Source organism: Qipengyuania pacifica (genome assembly GCF_019711555.1).
Taxonomy (GTDB): Bacteria; Pseudomonadota; Alphaproteobacteria; order Sphingomonadales; family Sphingomonadaceae; genus Qipengyuania; species Qipengyuania pacifica.
Genome location: NZ_JAIGNQ010000003.1, coordinates 521,387 through 539,346, shown reverse-complemented (window position 1 = coordinate 539,346; position 17,960 = coordinate 521,387). Strand labels below are relative to the sequence as shown.

18 protein-coding genes and 1 tRNA gene are annotated in these 17,960 nt (G+C 60.0%); 6 read left to right on the top strand and 13 right to left on the bottom strand.

All coding sequences use genetic code 11. From position 1 onward, the window contains the following. Window positions 1-90 precede the first annotated feature (90 nt). Window positions 91-3,414 (top strand): carbamoyl-phosphate synthase large subunit, encoded by a 3,324-nt coding sequence (gene carB / locus K3177_RS12300; RefSeq protein ID WP_221598475.1) that lies wholly within the window; start codon window positions 91-93, stop codon window positions 3,412-3,414. A gap of 112 nt (window positions 3,415-3,526) precedes the next feature. After that, entirely contained in the window at window positions 3,527-3,994 is a 468-nt protein-coding gene (greA, locus tag K3177_RS12295) for a transcription elongation factor GreA (protein WP_103023412.1), read from the top strand. A gap of 136 nt (window positions 3,995-4,130) precedes the next feature. On the opposite strand, the gene K3177_RS12290 is transcribed toward greA, so the two are convergent. The 5 genes from K3177_RS12290 to K3177_RS12270 all read right to left on the bottom strand — a co-directional run bounded on the left by K3177_RS12290 (window position 4,131) and on the right by K3177_RS12270 (window position 6,336). Continuing rightward, window positions 4,131-4,361 (bottom strand): DUF4170 domain-containing protein, encoded by a 231-nt coding sequence (locus K3177_RS12290; RefSeq protein WP_103023413.1) that lies wholly within the window; start codon window positions 4,359-4,361, stop codon window positions 4,131-4,133. A gap of 112 nt (window positions 4,362-4,473) precedes the next feature. Continuing rightward, window positions 4,474-5,004, bottom strand: coding sequence for a hypothetical protein (locus K3177_RS12285; RefSeq protein WP_221598474.1), 531 nt, complete (start codon window positions 5,002-5,004; stop codon window positions 4,474-4,476). 48 nt (window positions 5,005-5,052) lie between these two features. Next, a complete protein-coding gene (locus K3177_RS12280) occupies window positions 5,053-5,376 on the bottom strand; it encodes a hypothetical protein (protein WP_221598473.1) in 324 nt (107 codons plus the stop codon). Beyond that, entirely contained in the window at window positions 5,373-5,804 is a 432-nt protein-coding gene (locus K3177_RS12275; RefSeq protein ID WP_221598472.1) for a phage holin family protein, read from the bottom strand. The genes K3177_RS12280 and K3177_RS12275 overlap by 4 nt, the downstream gene beginning before the upstream one ends. Before the next feature lie 22 nt (window positions 5,805-5,826). Continuing rightward, window positions 5,827-6,336: a hypothetical protein gene (locus K3177_RS12270; protein ID WP_103023488.1), complete on the bottom strand. Its 510-nt coding sequence runs from the start codon at window positions 6,334-6,336 to the stop codon at window positions 5,827-5,829. Between the two features lie 13 nt (window positions 6,337-6,349). Here K3177_RS12270 and K3177_RS15555 point away from each other — a divergent pair, with 13 nt between their 5' ends. From K3177_RS15555 to K3177_RS12255, 4 genes are all read left to right on the top strand, one after another. Then, window positions 6,350-6,568 (top strand): hypothetical protein, encoded by a 219-nt coding sequence (locus K3177_RS15555; protein ID WP_158246601.1) that lies wholly within the window; start codon window positions 6,350-6,352, stop codon window positions 6,566-6,568. 70 nt (window positions 6,569-6,638) lie between these two features. Continuing rightward, the gene (gene eno / locus K3177_RS12265) at window positions 6,639-7,928 is read left to right on the top strand and encodes a phosphopyruvate hydratase (RefSeq protein ID WP_196846215.1); all 1,290 of its coding nucleotides are present in this window, start codon (window positions 6,639-6,641) and stop codon (window positions 7,926-7,928) included. A gap of 134 nt (window positions 7,929-8,062) precedes the next feature. Further along, the gene (locus K3177_RS12260) at window positions 8,063-9,109 is read left to right on the top strand and encodes a phosphotransferase family protein (RefSeq protein WP_221598471.1); all 1,047 of its coding nucleotides are present in this window, start codon (window positions 8,063-8,065) and stop codon (window positions 9,107-9,109) included. Window positions 9,110-9,111: 2 nt separating this feature from the next. Further along, window positions 9,112-10,203 (top strand): Rv3169 family protein, encoded by a 1,092-nt coding sequence (locus K3177_RS12255; protein WP_221598470.1) that lies wholly within the window; start codon window positions 9,112-9,114, stop codon window positions 10,201-10,203. On the opposite strand, the gene ribH is transcribed toward K3177_RS12255, so the two are convergent. The 8 genes from ribH to K3177_RS12215 form a co-directional block, all read right to left on the bottom strand. Beyond that, on the bottom strand, window positions 10,200-10,622 hold the full coding sequence (gene ribH, locus K3177_RS12250; protein WP_221598469.1) for a 6,7-dimethyl-8-ribityllumazine synthase: 423 nt from the start codon (window positions 10,620-10,622) through the stop codon (window positions 10,200-10,202). The genes K3177_RS12255 and ribH overlap by 4 nt on opposite strands. Before the next feature lie 5 nt (window positions 10,623-10,627). Further along, the gene (gene ribB / locus K3177_RS12245; protein WP_221598468.1) at window positions 10,628-11,869 is read right to left on the bottom strand and encodes a 3,4-dihydroxy-2-butanone-4-phosphate synthase; all 1,242 of its coding nucleotides are present in this window, start codon (window positions 11,867-11,869) and stop codon (window positions 10,628-10,630) included. A gap of 103 nt (window positions 11,870-11,972) precedes the next feature. Then, window positions 11,973-12,048 (bottom strand) — tRNA-Lys (locus K3177_RS12240). Between the two features lie 205 nt (window positions 12,049-12,253). Then, window positions 12,254-13,372 carry a rod shape-determining protein RodA gene (gene rodA, locus K3177_RS12235; protein WP_221598467.1) on the bottom strand — a complete coding sequence of 373 codons (1,119 nt, stop codon included), beginning with the start codon at window positions 13,370-13,372 and terminating at the stop codon, window positions 12,254-12,256. Continuing rightward, window positions 13,369-15,426 carry a penicillin-binding protein 2 gene (gene mrdA, locus K3177_RS12230; protein ID WP_221598466.1) on the bottom strand — a complete coding sequence of 686 codons (2,058 nt, stop codon included), beginning with the start codon at window positions 15,424-15,426 and terminating at the stop codon, window positions 13,369-13,371. Before mrdA ends, rodA begins: the two co-directional genes overlap by 4 nt. Continuing rightward, window positions 15,426-15,977 carry a rod shape-determining protein MreD gene (locus K3177_RS12225; protein WP_196846203.1) on the bottom strand — a complete coding sequence of 184 codons (552 nt, stop codon included), beginning with the start codon at window positions 15,975-15,977 and terminating at the stop codon, window positions 15,426-15,428. Before K3177_RS12225 ends, mrdA begins: the two co-directional genes overlap by 1 nt. Continuing rightward, complete coding sequence (gene mreC / locus K3177_RS12220; RefSeq protein ID WP_196846202.1) at window positions 15,977-16,867, bottom strand: rod shape-determining protein MreC; 891 nt, start codon at window positions 16,865-16,867, stop codon at window positions 15,977-15,979. Before mreC ends, K3177_RS12225 begins: the two co-directional genes overlap by 1 nt. Window positions 16,868-16,880: 13 nt before the next feature. Then, window positions 16,881-17,924: a rod shape-determining protein gene (locus K3177_RS12215; RefSeq protein WP_103024952.1), complete on the bottom strand. Its 1,044-nt coding sequence runs from the start codon at window positions 17,922-17,924 to the stop codon at window positions 16,881-16,883. Between the last annotated feature and the right edge of the window lie 36 nt (window positions 17,925-17,960).

Below are 17,960 nucleotides of genomic sequence, written 5' to 3'. Positions count from 1 at the left end.
CCGATACGAAACCCTCATCCCCGGATCTGCTCCTGAAACAGCAGGAGCATTCACTCCGCATGTGTCCTTTTACGATATGGCCAAAATCTAATGCCCAAACGCACTGACATCTCCTCGATCCTCGTCATTGGCGCAGGTCCCATTATTATCGGCCAGGCGTGCGAGTTCGACTATTCGGGCACGCAGGCAATCAAGGCGCTGAAGGAAGAGGGCTACCGGGTCATCCTGGTGAACTCCAATCCCGCGACGATCATGACCGATCCGGAAATGGCCGACGCGACCTATGTCGAGCCGATCACGCCGGAAATCGTCGCGAAAATCATCGAGAAGGAGCGGCCCGACGCGGTGCTGCCGACGATGGGTGGGCAGACCGCGCTGAATTGTGCGCTCGACCTTGCGAACCAGGGCGTTCTTGAGAAATTCGGCGTCACCATGATCGGCGCCAATGCCGATGCCATCGACAAGGCCGAGAACCGCCAGCGCTTCCGTGAGGCGATGGACAAGATCGGTCTGGAAAGCGCGCGCAGCGGCGTTGCCAATACGGTCGATGAGGCGTTCGCGGTGCTGGAAACCACCGGCCTGCCCGCCATCATCCGCCCAAGCTTTACACTTGGCGGGACGGGCGGCGGCATCGCCTATAACAAGGCCGAATTCGACCGCATCGTGCGCGAAGGTCTGGATGCGTCCCCCACCACCGAAGTCCTGATCGAGGAATCGCTCCTCGGCTGGAAAGAGTACGAAATGGAGGTGGTGCGCGACCGCAAGGACAATTGCATCATCATCTGTTCGATCGAGAATGTCGATCCGATGGGCGTGCATACGGGCGATTCCATTACTGTCGCACCGGCGCTGACACTGACCGACAAAGAATACCAGATCATGCGCACCGCCAGCATCGAAGTGCTGCGCGAAATCGGCGTGGAAACAGGCGGTTCGAACGTACAGTTCGCAGTCAATCCGCAGGATGGCCGCCTGATCGTGATCGAGATGAACCCGCGCGTATCGCGCAGTTCGGCGCTCGCTTCGAAGGCCACCGGCTTCCCGATCGCGCGCGTCGCGGCGAAGCTGGCTGTCGGTTACACACTGGACGAGATCCAGAACGAGATCACCGGCGCAACGCCGGCAAGCTTCGAGCCGACGATCGACTACGTCGTGACGAAGATACCGCGTTTTGCCTTCGAAAAGTTCAAGGGCTCGAAAAACGAGCTGTCGACCGCGATGAAGTCGGTCGGCGAAGTCATGGCGATCGGCCGGTGCTTTGCCGAGAGCATGCAGAAAGCACTGCGCGGTCTGGAAACCGGGCTGGACGGGTTCAACCGGATCACCGAGTTCGAAGGGCTGAGTCGCGAGATCGTGATCGCATCGCTTTCCAAACGCACGCCGGACCGCATTCTCAAGATCGCCCAGGCTTTCCGTGAGGATTTCACGGTCGAGGAGATCGCCAAGATCACCGGTTTCGATCCATGGTTCCTGCGCCAGATCGAGGCAATCATCTATGAAGAGAAGATGATCGGCCACAATGGCTTGCCCAATGATGCGGCCGAAATGCGCCGCCTGAAGGCGATGGGCTTTTCCGACAAGCGGCTTGCCACGCTGGCCGTGCGGTCGGTGGGCGTCGCAGGCGGGCTCGGCGAAACACAGGCGAAGCGTTCCGGCCTGCTGCATGACGCGCTGCGCGCCATGGCGGGCGCGACGAGCGAGGAAGAAGTCCGCAAGCTGCGTCGCAAGCTGGGCGTCTATCCCGTGTTCAAGCGGATCGACAGCTGTGCTGCCGAATTCGAGGCGATCACGCCCTACATGTATTCGACCTACGAAGCCCCGAGCTTTGGCGAGGCCGAAGACGAGGCCGATCCCAGCGACCGCAAGAAGATCGTCATTCTGGGCGGCGGGCCGAACCGCATCGGGCAGGGTATCGAATTCGATTACTGCTGCGTCCACGCGTGTTTCGCGCTGGCAGAAGCCGGGTTCGAGACGATCATGGTCAACTGCAACCCGGAAACGGTTTCGACCGATTACGATACGTCCGACCGGCTCTATTTCGAGCCGCTGACCGAAGAAGACGTGCTGGAGATCATGCGCGTCGAAATGTCCAAGGGTGAAGTCGTGGGCGTGATCGTCCAGTTCGGCGGGCAGACCCCGCTGAAACTGGCCGCCGCGCTGGAACGCGAAGGCATCCCGATCCTGGGGACATCACCGGACGCGATCGATCTTGCCGAGGACCGCGAGCGCTTTGCCAAGCTGGTCAACAATCTGAAGCTGAAGCAGCCGATGAACGGCATCGCCAAGAGCCGTGATGAGGCGGCAGCCGTTGCCGCGCGCATCGGCTATCCGGTGCTGCTGCGCCCCAGTTACGTATTGGGGGGAAGGGCGATGGAAATCGTCGACAGCGAGGCCCAGCTCGACGATTACATCAACACCGCGGTGAATGTGTCGGGCGACAGCCCCGTGTTGGTCGACCAGTATCTGCGCGACGCCATCGAATGCGATGTCGACGTGGTATCGGACGGCGACGAGGTTCGCATTGCGGGCGTGATGCAGCATATCGAGGAAGCCGGCGTGCATTCCGGCGACAGTGCCTGCACCCTCCCGCCTTATAGCCTTTCCGGCGACATCATCGCCGAAATGGAACGTCAGGCGATCGACCTAGCCAGGGCGTTGCAGGTCCGCGGTCTGATGAACGTGCAGTTCGCGGTAAAGGAGGGCGAGGTCTATCTGATCGAGGTGAACCCGCGCGCCAGCCGTACCGTGCCATTCGTGGCCAAGGCCATCGGTCGCCCAATCGCCAAAGTGGCGGCACTGGTCATGGCAGGCCAGCCGCTGACCAGTTTCGAGCCGTTCGACCTCAACCCCAATCACATGGCTGTTAAAGAAGCCGTGTTCCCCTTCGCTCGCTTCCCCGGTGCCGATCCGGTGCTTTCACCGGAAATGAAGTCGACCGGCGAAGTAATGGGTATCGACCGCAGTTTCGCGGCCGCCTTCCTCAAATCCCAATTGGGCGCGGGAATGAAACCGCCGCAGTCGGGAACGCTGTTCGTATCGGTGAAGGACAGCGACAAGGCGCTGATCGTGCCGGCGGTGCAGACCCTGCTGGACAAGGGGTTCCGCGTCATCGCAACCGGCGGGACGCAGCGCTACCTCGCCGATCAGGGGCTGAAGGTCGAACTGGTCAACAAGGTTGCCGAGGGACGGCCCCACATCGTGGATGCGATCATCGATGGCGAAGTCCAGTTGATCTTCAACACCACCGAAGGCTGGCAGTCGTTGCTGGACAGCAAATCCATCCGCGAGGCGGCGCTGGAAAAGAAGCTGCCATACTATACGACGGCCGCTGCCTCGCTCGCCGTTGCGCAGGCGATAGCAGAGGTTTCGCCGGACCAGCTTGAAGTGCGTTCATTGCAAGACTATTATAGCTGACGAAGAATACGCCTGCTCCTCCATACATTCGAACCGCCTGGGTTCCGCAAATCGGCGGACCGGGTTTGAATTGTCCCGAGGGTGAGCATGAACAGGAAGGGCAAGGGGTCCTATGGAAAAAGTGCCGATGCTGGCCGAGGGTTATGAAAAGCTCACGGCAGATCTCAAAGCCCTGCGGGCGGAACGACCGCTGATCGTCGACGCGATCGAGGAAGCTCGGGCGCATGGCGACCTGTCGGAAAACGCCGAATACCACGCTGCCAAGGAGCGCCAGGGCCAGGTCGAGGCCATGATCGGCGACCTTGAAGACAAGATCAGCCGCGCGCAGATCATCGATCCGACGACGCTGTCGGGCGACAAGGTTATCTTCGGGGCGACCGTGACCCTGCTGGACGAGAACGACAAGCCGGTGCGGTACCAGATCGTCGGCCAGACAGAAGCCGATGCCGCAAAGGGCCGGATCAGCTACAATTCACCGATCGGCCGTGCGCTGATCGGCAAGCAGCTCGAAGAAGAGGTCGAAGTGACTGTACCTTCCGGCGACAAGTTCTACCTGATCGACAAGATCGAATTCATCTGACGAGATTTTCCGTCGCCCAACTGCAAATCGGGGAAGCCCGATGCAGATGGGCGATGGTGAACTCTCGATATTCGGCTGCAATCGTCCCGTCCACTCGCGAGCTGCGGGATTGGATTATTACGGCCTGTCTGCCTGATCAGGCTTCCGGATCGAGCAGTTTGTGAAGGTGGACGATGACGTATTTCATTTCCGCATCGTCGACCGTGCGCTGGGCATTCGAGCGCCACGCTTCCACGGCATTTTCATAGCTGCTGAACACGCCGGCAACGTGAATGCTTTCCGGATCGCTGAAGGTTACGTTGCGGGGATCGGTGACCCGGCCGCCCATGACCAGATAGAGCGCCTGTTTGCTCTCTTTTTCTTCCATTTTCTGACTTTCTCGATGGGGAGGGAGGATGGTTGCGCCACATAGCGAAAGCGGCGCCACAGGCAAGCCTGTCGCGCCGCTCGGTCATCCTGCGATGCAGGATCGCTGTTGTTCAGTATTTCAGACGCGTGCGTAGCGAACGATAGGCCCGGCTGCCCTTGCGGCCTGCCTTGCGGCGCGAACTGCGCAGGGCATCGCCTGCAACGTCCAGCTTGTAGGAGGTGTCACGGCGAAGACCGCGAGCCGCAGTGGCTGCATTATCGCCGAAATCTTCGAAGCGATCGCCCGCATATTGTGCGCCGCTGGCCACGCTGTCCATCATGCGGGCACCATAGGCCATGACTGCATCGGCAGCCAGGCCGGCGAACATACCGCCGCGGCGGCCGAGATTGCGGCCGCGCCGCGTCATTGCACCGATGGCAAGACCTGCGACAAGCACACCGCCAACGACGGCGAACGGGTGGCGCTTGGTGAATTCAAGCGCACTGTCGGCAGCATCGCGCGCCTGATCGGCAAGCGAGCGTTCCTGGATGCGCTGTTCGCCAGCATCGATGCGCGCACGAAGCTCTTCACGCTTCTGTTCGTCGCTCAGATTGCTGTCGGCGCTGATGGGGGTGACATTGTTCTTGGCTGCTTTGGCCATGATTAATCTCCGGATTTCGCGTTCGTCAGACCAACGGCCCTGGAAGGGTTAATGTTCCGACTGGGGGTAATATCCGTCATCTTCGTCATCGGCGTCGGTATCGATACCGAACAATTCCAAGATGGGGTGACGGGCGAACCAGACCACTATCGCAGCGATCAGCGCGGCGAGCGCGCCCTTGTTGTCTTCGGCGACATCGAGGGCTTCGTCGTAGAGGTCCGTCGCGCCTTCGCGCACGCGGTCGAGCGCACGTTCACCCAAGCCCTTGTGCGCAAAGTTGGATTTGAGCGTCTTGATATCGGCATCGATCAACGCGCGCGCGGAATCGCGCAGATGCTTGTCTTCCAGCATTCGCATTCGGCGAGAAGTCATTCATCGTCCCCTTCGAAAGCGTCGCGGATATCGTCGATCCGGCCTTTGAGAAGGCGCAGCATGATCAAGCCGATTACGACAAGGCTGATAGTGACGATCAGCGTGGCACCCAGCGGTCCGGTAATGGGTATGAGAGCCAGAACGAGACCAACCGTCGCCGCGATCAGGGCGAGATGAAACATGCCGAACGCGGCAAAGATGTAGATCAGCGCGCTCTTGACGCGATTGCCCACAAACCCCGCGCGGCTTTTCTGGAAACGCAATTCGGCTTCGGCATAGGTCTTGCCGTCTTCGAACAGTGCCAGCACATCGTCCGTCAGTGAGAATTGGCGCGCCTCCGGTTCATCCGTATCAGGAGCGCCGTGTCCGTCAGGTAAATCGAGCGGGCCGGGATAACCCTCGGCCCGCTCGTTATCATCGTCCCGCATTTCTGCCCCCGACGCCACTCGCTTAGCGCGAGCCGCGGAAGAGGCGCGAAAGCATGAAGCCGACGACCGCCGCAATTCCCAGCGCCTTGCCGGGGCTCTTGCGAACGAATTCGCGGCCGTCTTCTACCAGGTCGTCGACGCTCTTTTCGTCGAGCTTGCTGGCGTAACCGTCGATCGATTTGGACGCGCTGCGGGCATAATCGCCGTATTTGGCGCCGAGCCGTTCATCGACCTGATGCGCGTTTTCATTGACCAGCTTGCTGAGCGAACGCAGGCCTTCGCCAGCCTTCACCTTACCTTCGGTAGCGAGTTCGCGGCCCTTGACCTTGGCGTCTTCACCATAGGCCTTGGCTTCGCTGACCCAGTCGTCGCCCTTGTGGCGAGCTTGGTCGCGATAAGCTGCTGCGCGGTCCTTGCCTTCGGCCTTGAGCGCTGCGGCGCCGGCCTTGGCTTCTTCCAGTGCGGCGTTGAAGCGCGACTTGGCTTCGGTGCGGTTGCTCGAGGCGGTGGTGTTGGTGGCGGTATTGGTCACGGGAGCAGTCTCCTTGGCTACGCCTTTCTTCGCCACGGTCTTGCGCGGCTTGCTGGCGGTTGTCGTTTTGCTTGATGCTGGTTTCTTTGCGGCAGAGGCTTTGCGCTTGGTTGGTATGCCGTCTGGTGTGGTTTCAGCCATAGTACTCGTCCTTGCCCTCAATTCGTATTCGTCCGGCGAATTCGCCTTCGATGGTGCAACGCAACTTGCGCGCCAATGTTCCGGCGAATAGAGCGCTGCCGACTCCCCATCTGGGGGTGTTATAGCCCATTACAACACCTTTGCCCGGAGCGCTTTGACCCATGACCGCGATTATCGACATCCATGCCCGCGAAATTCTCGATTCGAGGGGCAATCCAACCGTCGAAGTCGATGTGTTGCTGGACGACGGCAGTTTCGGCCGCGCCGCCGTTCCCAGCGGAGCGTCCACCGGCGCCCACGAAGCGGTCGAACTGCGTGACGGGGACAAGGATCGCTATCTCGGCAAGGGCGTGACCCAGGCCGTCGGCGCCGTGAACACCGAACTCAGGGATTTGCTGGTCGGTGCATTCGATGCCGAAGACCAGCGCGACATCGATCTGTCCATGATCGCCCTCGATGGAACGCCGAACAAGGGCCGCATCGGGGCGAACGCGATCCTCGGTACGAGCATGGCGGTGGCGAAGGCTGCAGCGAATGCCCGCGGTCTTCCGCTCTATAGCTACATCGGCGGCGTATCCGCGCATGTTCTTCCCGTGCCGATGATGAACATCATCAATGGCGGCGAGCACGCAGACAACCCGATCGATATCCAGGAATTCATGGTGATGCCGATCGGTGCGGACAGCCTGACCGAAGCCGTGCGCTGGGGCGCCGAGGTGTTCCACACCCTGAAGAAGAAGCTGCATGAAAAGGGCTTGGCCACAGCCGTCGGCGACGAAGGTGGTTTCGCCCCCGATCTCGCCAGCACGCGCGATGCACTGGACTTCATCATGGCGTCTATCGAGCAGGCCGGGTTCAAACCAGGTGAGGATATCGCACTGGCGCTCGACTGCGCGTCGACCGAATTCTTCAAGGACGGCAAGTACGAAATTTCCGGCGAGAGCCTGTCGCTCGACGGTCATGAGATGGCCGAATATCTCGATAAGCTGTGCCGCGATTATCCCATCCGTTCGATAGAAGACGGTATGGCGGAAGACGATTTCGAAGGCTGGAAGGCCTTGACCGACCGGATCGGCAACACCGTGCAACTGGTCGGCGACGATCTGTTCGTCACGAACCCCCAGCGCCTTCGCGAAGGAATCGATCAGGGTCTTGCGAATTCTCTGCTGGTGAAGGTCAACCAGATCGGCACGCTCTCGGAAACGCTCGACGCAGTCAGCATCGCAAACCGTGCCGGTTATACAGCGGTCATGTCGCACCGGTCGGGTGAAACCGAAGATGCGACGATCGCCGACTTGGCGGTTGCGACGAACTGCGGTCAGATCAAGACCGGCTCGCTCGCACGCTCTGACCGGCTTGCGAAATACAATCAGTTGATCCGCATCGAGGAAGAACTGGGCGACAGCGCATTTTACGCCGGGCGTGAATGTTTCGGCCGCATTGGCAGCTAGCTGTTGGCGGCCACCCGGATCTGAGGGCAGAAGAGCTACTCCCATTTGCGTGAGCAGAAGGGCATGTTCTGATTAATTGTCAGGACGCTCAACGCTCGCTAGCGTTGCGCCATTGCTCGTTGTGGGAGAGGGGTGTGGCAGGATTTCCGGTACATCCGGATGGGGTGACGGCCGAGTGGCTTGGCAATGTACTGGGCAGGCCGGTGGATGCCGTCCGCTGGGAACCCATCGGCACGGGTCAGGTAGGTGACAGCGTCCGCTTTCATTTCGCGAGCGAAGGGGCCGAGAGGACCCTTGCGGGGAAGTTTCCTGCTGCAGACACTGCCAGCAGAAATACCGCCGCGATGCTGGGCCTTTATCGCAAGGAGGTCGAATTTTACCGATCTGCGGCAGCTCTACTCGAAGTCCGTGTCCCCCAGATATTCTTCGCCGAAGTCGATGAGACTGGCAGCGATTTCTTCCTGTTGTTTGAAGACGTCGGCCCGGCAAGGCAAGGCGACCAGATCAGCAGTTGCAGCATAGCCGATGCTCGCGCTGCCATGAGCCAGGCAGCCGCAATTCACGGGCCTAGCTGGGGCCGACGGGATTTGCTCGAGGCATCCTGGGTCGCGCCGCCACCCGATCTTCGTGCGAAGTTGAGGGTGATGTATCCCCAGGCGCAGGCAGTATTCCGTGATCGTTACGCCGAAACCCTAGAACCCGAATACATGAGGATCTGCGACGATCTGGCAGATGCGAGTACGGAATGGTTCGAGCGGGAGGCACCAACGCAATGTCTGGTTCATGGCGACTTCCGTCTTGATAACATGCTCTTCGACATCAAGGGTGGACGGGAACGTATCGCTATCCTCGACTGGCAGACCGTGACTGCCGGCAGACCGATGACGGACGTGGGTTACCTCATGGGGTGTGGACTGGGGCAGGCTGTTTGGCAGGAACACGAGAGGGACTTGCTGGATCTCTGGCGCGCAGAAATGCACCAGCGGGGAATCGTGTTTAGCCACGACGACATCGAAATGGATTACCGGCTCGGCATCCTCCACGGCGTGTCGACAGCCGTCTTCAGTGCAGCTTTCGTCGAACGGACCGCGCGCGGCGACGCGAATTTTCTGTCTATGGCGCGCGGCGCGTGTTCGTTGGCACTTGCCCACGAAAGTATGGCTGCGTTGAAGGAGGCGTAGTAATGGTTCTAAGCCGCGGTGACGATTACCCCATCCACCAGACGCCCGAACCCGTCGCTTATGCCGGGACGGATCGGAATTTCTACGATCGGTACTTTTTCAACGGCTACGCGCCGGATGGCAGCGGCTTCTTTGCCGTTGCGCTCGGTGTATATCCGCATCTCGATGTGATCGATGCGCATTTCAACGTCGTGCACGAAGGTATTCAACACTGCGTCCATGCAAGCGCTGAGCTAAGCATGGAACGCATGGTCATGGCGGTCGGTCCGATTTCCATCGAAATCATAGAGCCGCTGAACATGCTGCGCATCCGGCTCGAGCCTTTCGAGGGGATTTCCGCAGACATTATCTTCACTGGCCGCGCCTTCCCCATCGAGGAGCCACGGTTCACTCACCGCATCGGTCCGCGCGCCTTCATGGATTACACGCGTCTCACCCAGAACGGTCGTTACACCGGATGGATCGAGGTGGACGGGACAAAGCGCGACCTCGCCGCAGGCACGATGGGGACCCGCGATCGCAGCTGGGGCGTGCGGCCCATCGGTGCCCGCGATGCGCAGCCGATTCCCGGATCACCGGGCCCGGCGTTCTTTTGGCAATGGACGCCGATCAACTTTCCTAATGGCAGCCTGTTCTTTCACGTGAATAATGATCAGCACGGCAATGCGTGGAACACCCGCGCTGCGTGGGCAAGAGAGGGCGCTTCGGTAACCGAAATAGAGGAGGGGCACGGCGGCATGCGAACGCGCCTTCGCTCCGGAACTCGCTGGCCATCCGGAGGGACGCTGTCCCTGGCGCTACGCGGAGCACCTGAAGAGGTCACGTTCGAACCGCTAGGGCGCTTTCAGATGCGCGGCCTTGGCTATACCCATCCAGAATGGGGTCACGGCCTCTATCACGGCAGACTGAAGGTCGAGCGGGAGGATATCGACCTCGCAGCTATCGATCCTCTCGCGCCTGAGAACCTTCATGTCCAATTGCCCGTCCACGTCGTTGCCAGTGACGGGGCGGAGGGAATCGGGGTGTTCGAGCAGCTGATCATTGGGCCCTTTTCCCCTCTGGGCCTCGATCAATTTCTCGACGGCGCCGCTTAGCCCGCGAACCTTCCCTGCAGATCGTAAAGCGCCAAGGCCGCCTTGGCAGCTTCGCCTCCCTTGTCCTTTTGTTGCGGATCGGCGCGGACCAGCGCCTGTTCCTCATTCTCGACCGTGAGGATCCCGTTGCCGATGGCCATACCGTCCATCGTCAAAGCCATGATCCCTCGCGCGCTTTCGCCTGCGACGATTTCAAAATGATAGGTTTCGCCGCGAATAACCACGCCAATCCCGACATAGCCATCATAGTGGCCGCTCTCCGAAGCTAGTGCGATTGCGCCCGGAACTTCGAGCGCGCCGGGAACAGTCAGCACTTCACACGCGTGTCCAGCGGCTTCGATAGCCGACCGAGCGCCGGAAATGAGCATGTCGTTGAGGTGGTCGTAAAAACGGGCTTCGACGATCAGGAAACGGGCCATAAATGTTACTCCGGGATTGGCATGTGATCGACGATATCGAGGCCGTAGCCCTCGATCGCCACGACGTTCGGTTGCGAGTTGCTGAGCAGAATCATTTGTTCGATACCCAGATCCGCAAGTATTTGTGATCCGATGCCGACATTGCGCTGTTCGTCTCGCCCCTGATCGCCCCAATCGGCGCGCCGGCCTGTCAGCAGGACGATGACGCCAGAACCATGGTCGCCGACAACCTGCATCGCGCGCTGAAGAGTGCGTTTGCGCGGCCCGGGCTTACCCAGTAAATCATCGAAAATCGAAATGGGATGCACGCGGGCCAAAGTTGGCTCACCTTCGACGACCTGGCCTTTCTGCAGCACGTAACTCTCGCTTCCGTCGATGGTGTTGCGATAGGTCATCAGTTTCCAGTCGCCGCCATAGTCGGATTGAAACTGGCTCTCGGATATACGCTCGACGAGATGATCGTACCGCATCCGATATTCGATGAGATCGCGGATGGTACCGATCTTCATATCATGCTTGCGCGCGAAGCTGATCAAATCGTCGAGGCGGGCCATGGTCCCGTCTTCGTTCATGATCTCGCAGATCACGCCCGAGGGATTGAGGCCGGCGAGGCGGGAGATGTCCACTGCGGCTTCGGTGTGTCCTGCGCGGACAAGCACGCCGCCATCGCGGGCAGCGAGCGGAAATACGTGGCCCGGGGTGACGATATCGTCCGGGCCCTTGCTGGAATCGATCGCAACAGTAACCGTGCGTGCCCGGTCGGCAGCGCTGATCCCGGTGGTGACGCCTTCCTTAGCCTCGATCGAGGTCGTGAAAGCGGTCTGCATGCTTTCACGATTATCGCGGCTCATTGGCTGCAGGCCAAGCGCTTCCACCCGTTTGCGGTCCAACGACAAACAGATCAGCCCGCGTCCGTGGGTCGCCATGAAATTGATGGCGCTGGGCGTGGCCATCTGGGCCGGAATGATGAGATCGCCTTCGTTCTCGCGATCCTCGTCGTCCACGAGGATGTACATCCGCCCGTTGCGGGCTTCGTTGATGATTTCCTCGGCGCCGACGATCACCCGCGTCTCGTCATTGGCTTCCAGAAAGGCTTCGAGCTTGGCAAGCGTTTCTGTGGTTGGGTTCCAACTATCGTCGCCGCAATCGCGTAGCGTGTTGGCGTGAAGGCCGGCGGCTCGGGCGAGACCAGCGCGGGTCATCAGGCCCTGCGATACCAGCGTACGAACTTTTTCAATCGTGTTCATGCGTTGATCGGTATCACATTTCGATGTGATGTCCAGTATCTCGACCACATTGAATGTGATGCGACAATACTCTCGGGCGATGAGAAATGCATTGAAGGGGGGGTGGTGGACGCACTAGGGCTCGAACCTAGGACCCGCTGATTAAGAGTCAGCTGCTCTACCAACTGAGCTATGCGTCCACACTGCGGCGTACCGCTGCCTCGTGGAGTGAGGCGTTCCCGACTCGGGAGGCGCCCGTATAGCGGGGTTTTGCGGGAAGAAAAGCCCCTAAAGGCAATCTCTGCTGGCGCATGCGAAAAACCTGCCATTCGGTCAGGTGAACCCGTAATTTGGCAAGCCTGTCGACACCGAAATCTGATGATGCGCGCCCAAGAAAGCGTGCGGCTATCGCATGATTCCGGCGCGGGGTGCTTTCCGGTTCCACCGGTCGACCATCATGATCGATCCAAGACAGATCATGTTGGTGAGCATCGAACTACCGCCATGGCTCATGAAGGGCAGGGGGATACCCACAACGGGAGCAAGACCCATCACCATCATGAGGTTGATCGCGACATAGAAGAAGACGGTAGCCGTCATTCCCAGGGCGATCAGCTTGCCAAAACGGTCGTTACTCGCGCGCGCAACGGACAGGCCCCAACTGAAAATCAGCGCGAAGGCCCCGATGACCACAAGTCCGCCAAGGAAACCCCATTCTTCGGCCATGGTAGCGAAAATGAAGTCGGTATGCGGTTCCGGCAGGTAGTGCAGGTGGCTCTGTGACCCTTCGTTGAAGCCTTTTCCGGAGAACCCACCAGACCCGATGGCGATCTTGGACTGGGTGATGTGATAGCCGTCACCCAGCGGATCGCTTTCGGGATCCAGGAACGTGAAGACGCGCTTCTGCTGGTAAGGTTGCAAACCGACAAAAAAGGCTACCGGTGCAAGAACTGCCGCAGCCAATCCAGCGCCCATGAACCAGCGAATGGGGAGGCCTGCGGAGAACATGACGAGGGCTCCGCCGAAGACGATGGCGAGCGACGTCCCCAGATCGGGTTGCAACAGAACGAGCGCGACGGGGGTAAGGATCAAGCCGCCCGCCGGGATCAGCGCACGCCAGGTCGGGATCATACCCACAGGGAGCGACGAGTAGAACCGCGCAAGCACCAAGACGATGGCCGGCTTCATCAATTCCGATGGCTGCAACTGCATGAACCCGAGGTCCAGCCAGCGTTGGCTACCTCCGCCGACGAAGCCGATCGCTTCCACCGCAACCAGCATCAGCAGAATGATGCCATATATGGGAAATGCCAGAAACGTGGCCCATTCGCGAGTGAAGCGGGCCAGAATGAAGGCCATCACAAGGAAAATACCAAATCGCAGGATGTGCGAGGCGGCATAGGGCTGCCAGCTTCCGGCTGCGGCGGAGAAAAGCACCAGCGCGCCGAACCCGATCAGGACGAAAAGCGGGAAAAGCATTCGCCATGGCTGGCGCGCGATGGGCGCCGGAACGATCCCGCTCATTCGCTGGCCTGTCCGGATGAAAGGGAGGTGTCGAGACGCGGATCAACCTTTTCGTCGGCGAGGCTTTCCTGCCTGCGCACGGCGAGACGGGCTTCGGCCTCCACCTGATCGAATATCTCTTCGTCGCGGGCCGGAACGGGTTTGACGTCCTCTCCGGCTGCTGCCGCATAGGCGCGGTATTTCGCATCGAGCCGTTGCTGCGCGGTGCCGCCCCACTGTTCCTCGAAGCCGCGAAGCATTTCCATGCCCTTTTCGGGATCGAACAAAAAGGTCATCACGTCGCGCGCGATCGGATAAGCGGAACCGGAGCCACCGCCATGCTCGATCACGACGGCCCCTGCGTATTTTGGTTTGTCAAACGGCGCGAAAAAGATGAAAAGTCCGTGGTCGCGGTATTTCCATGGCCCCGATTTACCGTCCGACAAATTCAGGCCCACGACCTGTGCGGTTCCTGTCTTGCCCGCCATCTTGATGTCGTCGAAGGGCAGACGGGCACGACCGGCGGTTCCGGGGCCATTGACGACATCGCTCATCGCCTGGCGAACATAAGCCACGTGCTCGGGGGCAAAATCGACTTCGTCGAAACCTTTGACCGGTGTGGAGGTTACCAACCGGGGCTGAACGTGCCGCCCGGTCGCGAGGCGCGCCGACATCACTGCCAGTTGAAGCGGATTGGCCAGCATGTAGCCTTGCCCGATGGTCGCGTTGACGGTGTCGAATGCCTGCCAGGGGCGCCCGTATTTCTCTTCCTTCCAGGCGGGATACGGCACGGTGCCATAGAATTGGCTGGCGACGGGGAGGGGGAATTCCTGCCCCATTCCGCAGCGCTGCGCCATGGCAGCAATGGGATCCATGCCGATACGCTGAGCGAAGTGATAGTAATAGACGTCGCACGACTGGTAGATGCCCTTGGCCATATTGACCGTGCCGTGGCCGCCGCGTTTCCAGCAGCGGAATACGCGATTGCCCACGCGCAGACCGCCACCGCAGAAAACCGTTTCGTCCGGGTCCAGACCTTCACGCATGAACGCCATGGACACCATGGGTTTGACCGTCGATCCAGGCGGATACAGACCCTTCAGAACCTTGTTTCGCAGCGGCACGCGTTCATCATCGCGCAGCATGGAATATTCGACGCGCCCGATCCCTTGCGAAAAGCTGTTTGGATCGAAGCTAGGCATCGATGCCATGCACAGGAGGTCGCCCGTTTCGCAGTCCATTACGACGACAGAGCCGCTTTCCAGGCCGATGCGCCGTGCGGCATAATCCTGCAGGGGTCCATCGATGGTAAGCCGGATCGGATCGCCCTGGATATCCTCACGAGTTTCCAGTTCCCGTACGATCCGGCCAGATGCCGTCACCTCGACCCGCCGGGCGCCAGGTACACCGCGAAGTTCCTGCTCGTACTGCTTTTCCAGTCCGTCCTTGCCGATCTTGTAGCCCGGTGTGACGAGCAGAGGATTCCGATCCTGTTCGGCGTATTCTTCGGCATTCGCCGTCCCGACGTATCCGATAAGATGGCCTACGCTGGGCCCTGTCGGATAGAAGCGCGAGAAACCGCGCTGAGGAACGACACCGGGCAGATCGGGCAACCTCACGCTGACCGCGGCGAATTCGTCATAGGTTATGCCGGAAGCAATCTCGACAGGCTGATATCCAGGACCATCGGAAACCTGCTTGCGAATATCCGCAGCCTGATTTTCATCGAGGTTCAGGATTTTCGTAAGGGCAGCGATCGTCGCTTCCGTGTCGGGAGTGCGATCGGGAATGATATCGACGCGAAAATCCGCTCTATTGGAGGCGAGGGGTGCGCCATTACGGTCCAGAATCCAGCCGCGCCTGGGCGGGATGAGCGAAAGGTTGACCCGATTGCTTTCCGATTCCAGCTCGTATTTTTCGTTCTCGGCAATTGCGATGTATCCCATCCGCGCTGCCAGCAGCACGCCAAGACCGCCCATGGCGGTGCCGATGACGAAGGTCCGCCTGTCGAACGCATTGTCCAGCGTCGATTTCGTTACGACCTCTTTCGGCTTTGCACGCTTACGTAGACGCATCACAGCGCCTTCCACCTGGTAAGGCGGAAGCGGTCAAGCATGGCGACGAGACGTGCGGCGATCGGGAAGAGAAGAATGGTAAGCACTAGCTGCGGTATCAGGGCGATAAGAGAATGGAACGTGGGTTGGCCACCTGAAAGCAGCCAGCCTGCCAAGAGATAACCGAAGATCAATATACAGGCGGTGAACCAGTCCTGCCAGAATGTGCGCCACGGCAGCCGGGTTTCAATGAGTTCGATTACGATCATGATCAGAGACCATGTGAAAATCGCAAATCCGAAGGGCTGACCGTTATATAGATCGTCGAGCAGACCAAGGGGCATCCCCGCCCAAATTGGCATCAGGCCCGGTCGAACCAGTCGCCAGGCGAGAAGCATCAGCAATCCAAGGGGGGGAATGATCGGGAGAGCCGAAGCAATCGGAAAGATGGGCAGGATCGAGGCGACGATGATGCTGACCCAGGGAACGACATTTGCCAGCAAGCTGGAATGCGAACGGTTGATCCGGCTGCCATAGGCATCGCTGCGTGAACGCGGGTCGTTGCGTTCCATCAGTCGGTCAGTTCGCGCTCGATCGGCGTCTCCGCGCCGAGCACTGCTTCGGGTTCGTAGATCGGTTCTACACTTACATAGTCGGTGGCCGCGGGATCGCTGATGATGCGCGCCACACCGCCGTCATCGGTCGTTTCCGTGAGGATGGCGACTGCTATTCCGGGAGGGTAGTATCCGCCAGCGCCGCTGGTCACGAAAACATCGCCGGGCTTGAGCGGGTTGATACCCAAATTGATAAGCCTGATCCGTATCAGCCCATCTCCGCGCCCCTCGGCGAAGGCCACAACCTCGTCATTGGCGCGGCGGACCGGGAGGATGCTCTCGGTGTCCGTAAGGAGAAGAACGCGCGAACTGTCGCTGCCGACCTCGAGAATCCGGCCAACAATGCCGCGCGGCGACCGTACCGGCATACCGATCTCGACACCCTCGGACGAGCCAGCACCGAGATAGGCGAAGCGTCTCGTGCTCGAGGCCGAAGAGCTCACGAGGCGGGCCACCGCAACGGGTTCGCGTTCAGCGTCCTGGAGTTTCAGCAAGCCCTTGAGGTGAAGGTTCTCGCGCTTCACCGCCTCCGCTTCGGCAAGGCGGATTCGCGCGATTTCCATTTCACGCTTGAGGTCAGCATTTTTGGACCCCGCCCGGTAGTAGCCGCTGATCGTGTCCCAGAACCCCTTGCTTCCCGTACGAACAGTAGAGGCAGCTTCCGTGGCGGGCGAAACACCATCCTGCGCGACCCCGCGGAGTCCCCCGAACAGATGGGGTTGAAAAAACGACAGGGCGAGCAGGATCGCGCCGATCAGCGCGCCGATGCCCGCGATCACGTAACCGGTAAAAAGATTGTACTGCGCCCTGCGAGAATACCCCGAGCGCCGTGAACTTATCGGCGCCATCCGTTTTGCCTTTCTACGCCGTCATCAGGACACCGCGATAGATCGGGTCCTCCATTGCACGACCGGTGCCGAGTGCGACGCAGGAAAGCGGATCTTCGGCAATGGTGACCGGCAAGCCGGTTTCTTCGCGCAGGTAATCGTCGAGCCCGCCGATCAATGCGCCGCCGCCGGTCAGCACGATGCCTTGGTCGACAATATCGGCAGCCAGTTCAGGTGCAGTATTTTCGAGCGCAATACGCACGCCTTCGACGATCGCGCCGATTGGTTCATTGAGCGCTTCGGCAAGGTGGCCCTGATTGATCGTGATTTCCTTGGGCACACCGTTCACGAGGTCGCGGCCCTTGATGGTGATGCTTTCGCCAACACCATCTTCCGGTGGGCGCGCCACGGCGTAGTCTTTCTTGATGCGTTCGGCTGTGCTGTCGCCGATCAGCAGGTTGTGGTGTCGGCGGACATAGGAAACGATCGCTTCGTCCATCTTGTCGCCGCCAGTACGAACCGACGTGGTATAGGCAAGGCCACGCAGGGAAAGGACGGCGACTTCGGTCGTGCCGCCACCGATGTCGACGACCATGCTGCCGACCGGTTCCGTAACCGGCATATCGGCGCCGATCGCAGCGGCCATCGGTTCGAGAATAAGATAAACCTGCGATGCGCCAGCATTCGATGCCGCATCGCGGATTGCGCGACGTTCGACCGAGGTGGAACCCGACGGAACACAGATCGTGATTTCCGGATAGCGCATCAGGCTCTTGCGACCATTCACCTTGCGGATGAAGTGCTTGATCATCTCTTCGGCCACGTCGAGGTCGGCGATCACCCCGTCACGCAGGGGACGGATGGCTTCGATGCTGTCCGGCGTTTTGCCCATCATCATTTTCGCATCATCGCCTACAGCCTTGACGCGCTTCATACCGTTGATCGTCTCGAGGGCGACGACGCTCGGCTCGTTAAGAACGATGCCCTGATCCTGTACATAGACGAGGGTATTGGCGGTCCCCAGGTCGATCGCCATGTTCTGCACGCCGAATTTGAAGATGTTGTTCCAGAAGCCCATTTTAACTCGATTTTCCGTGTTGTCGCGTGGTCAGGC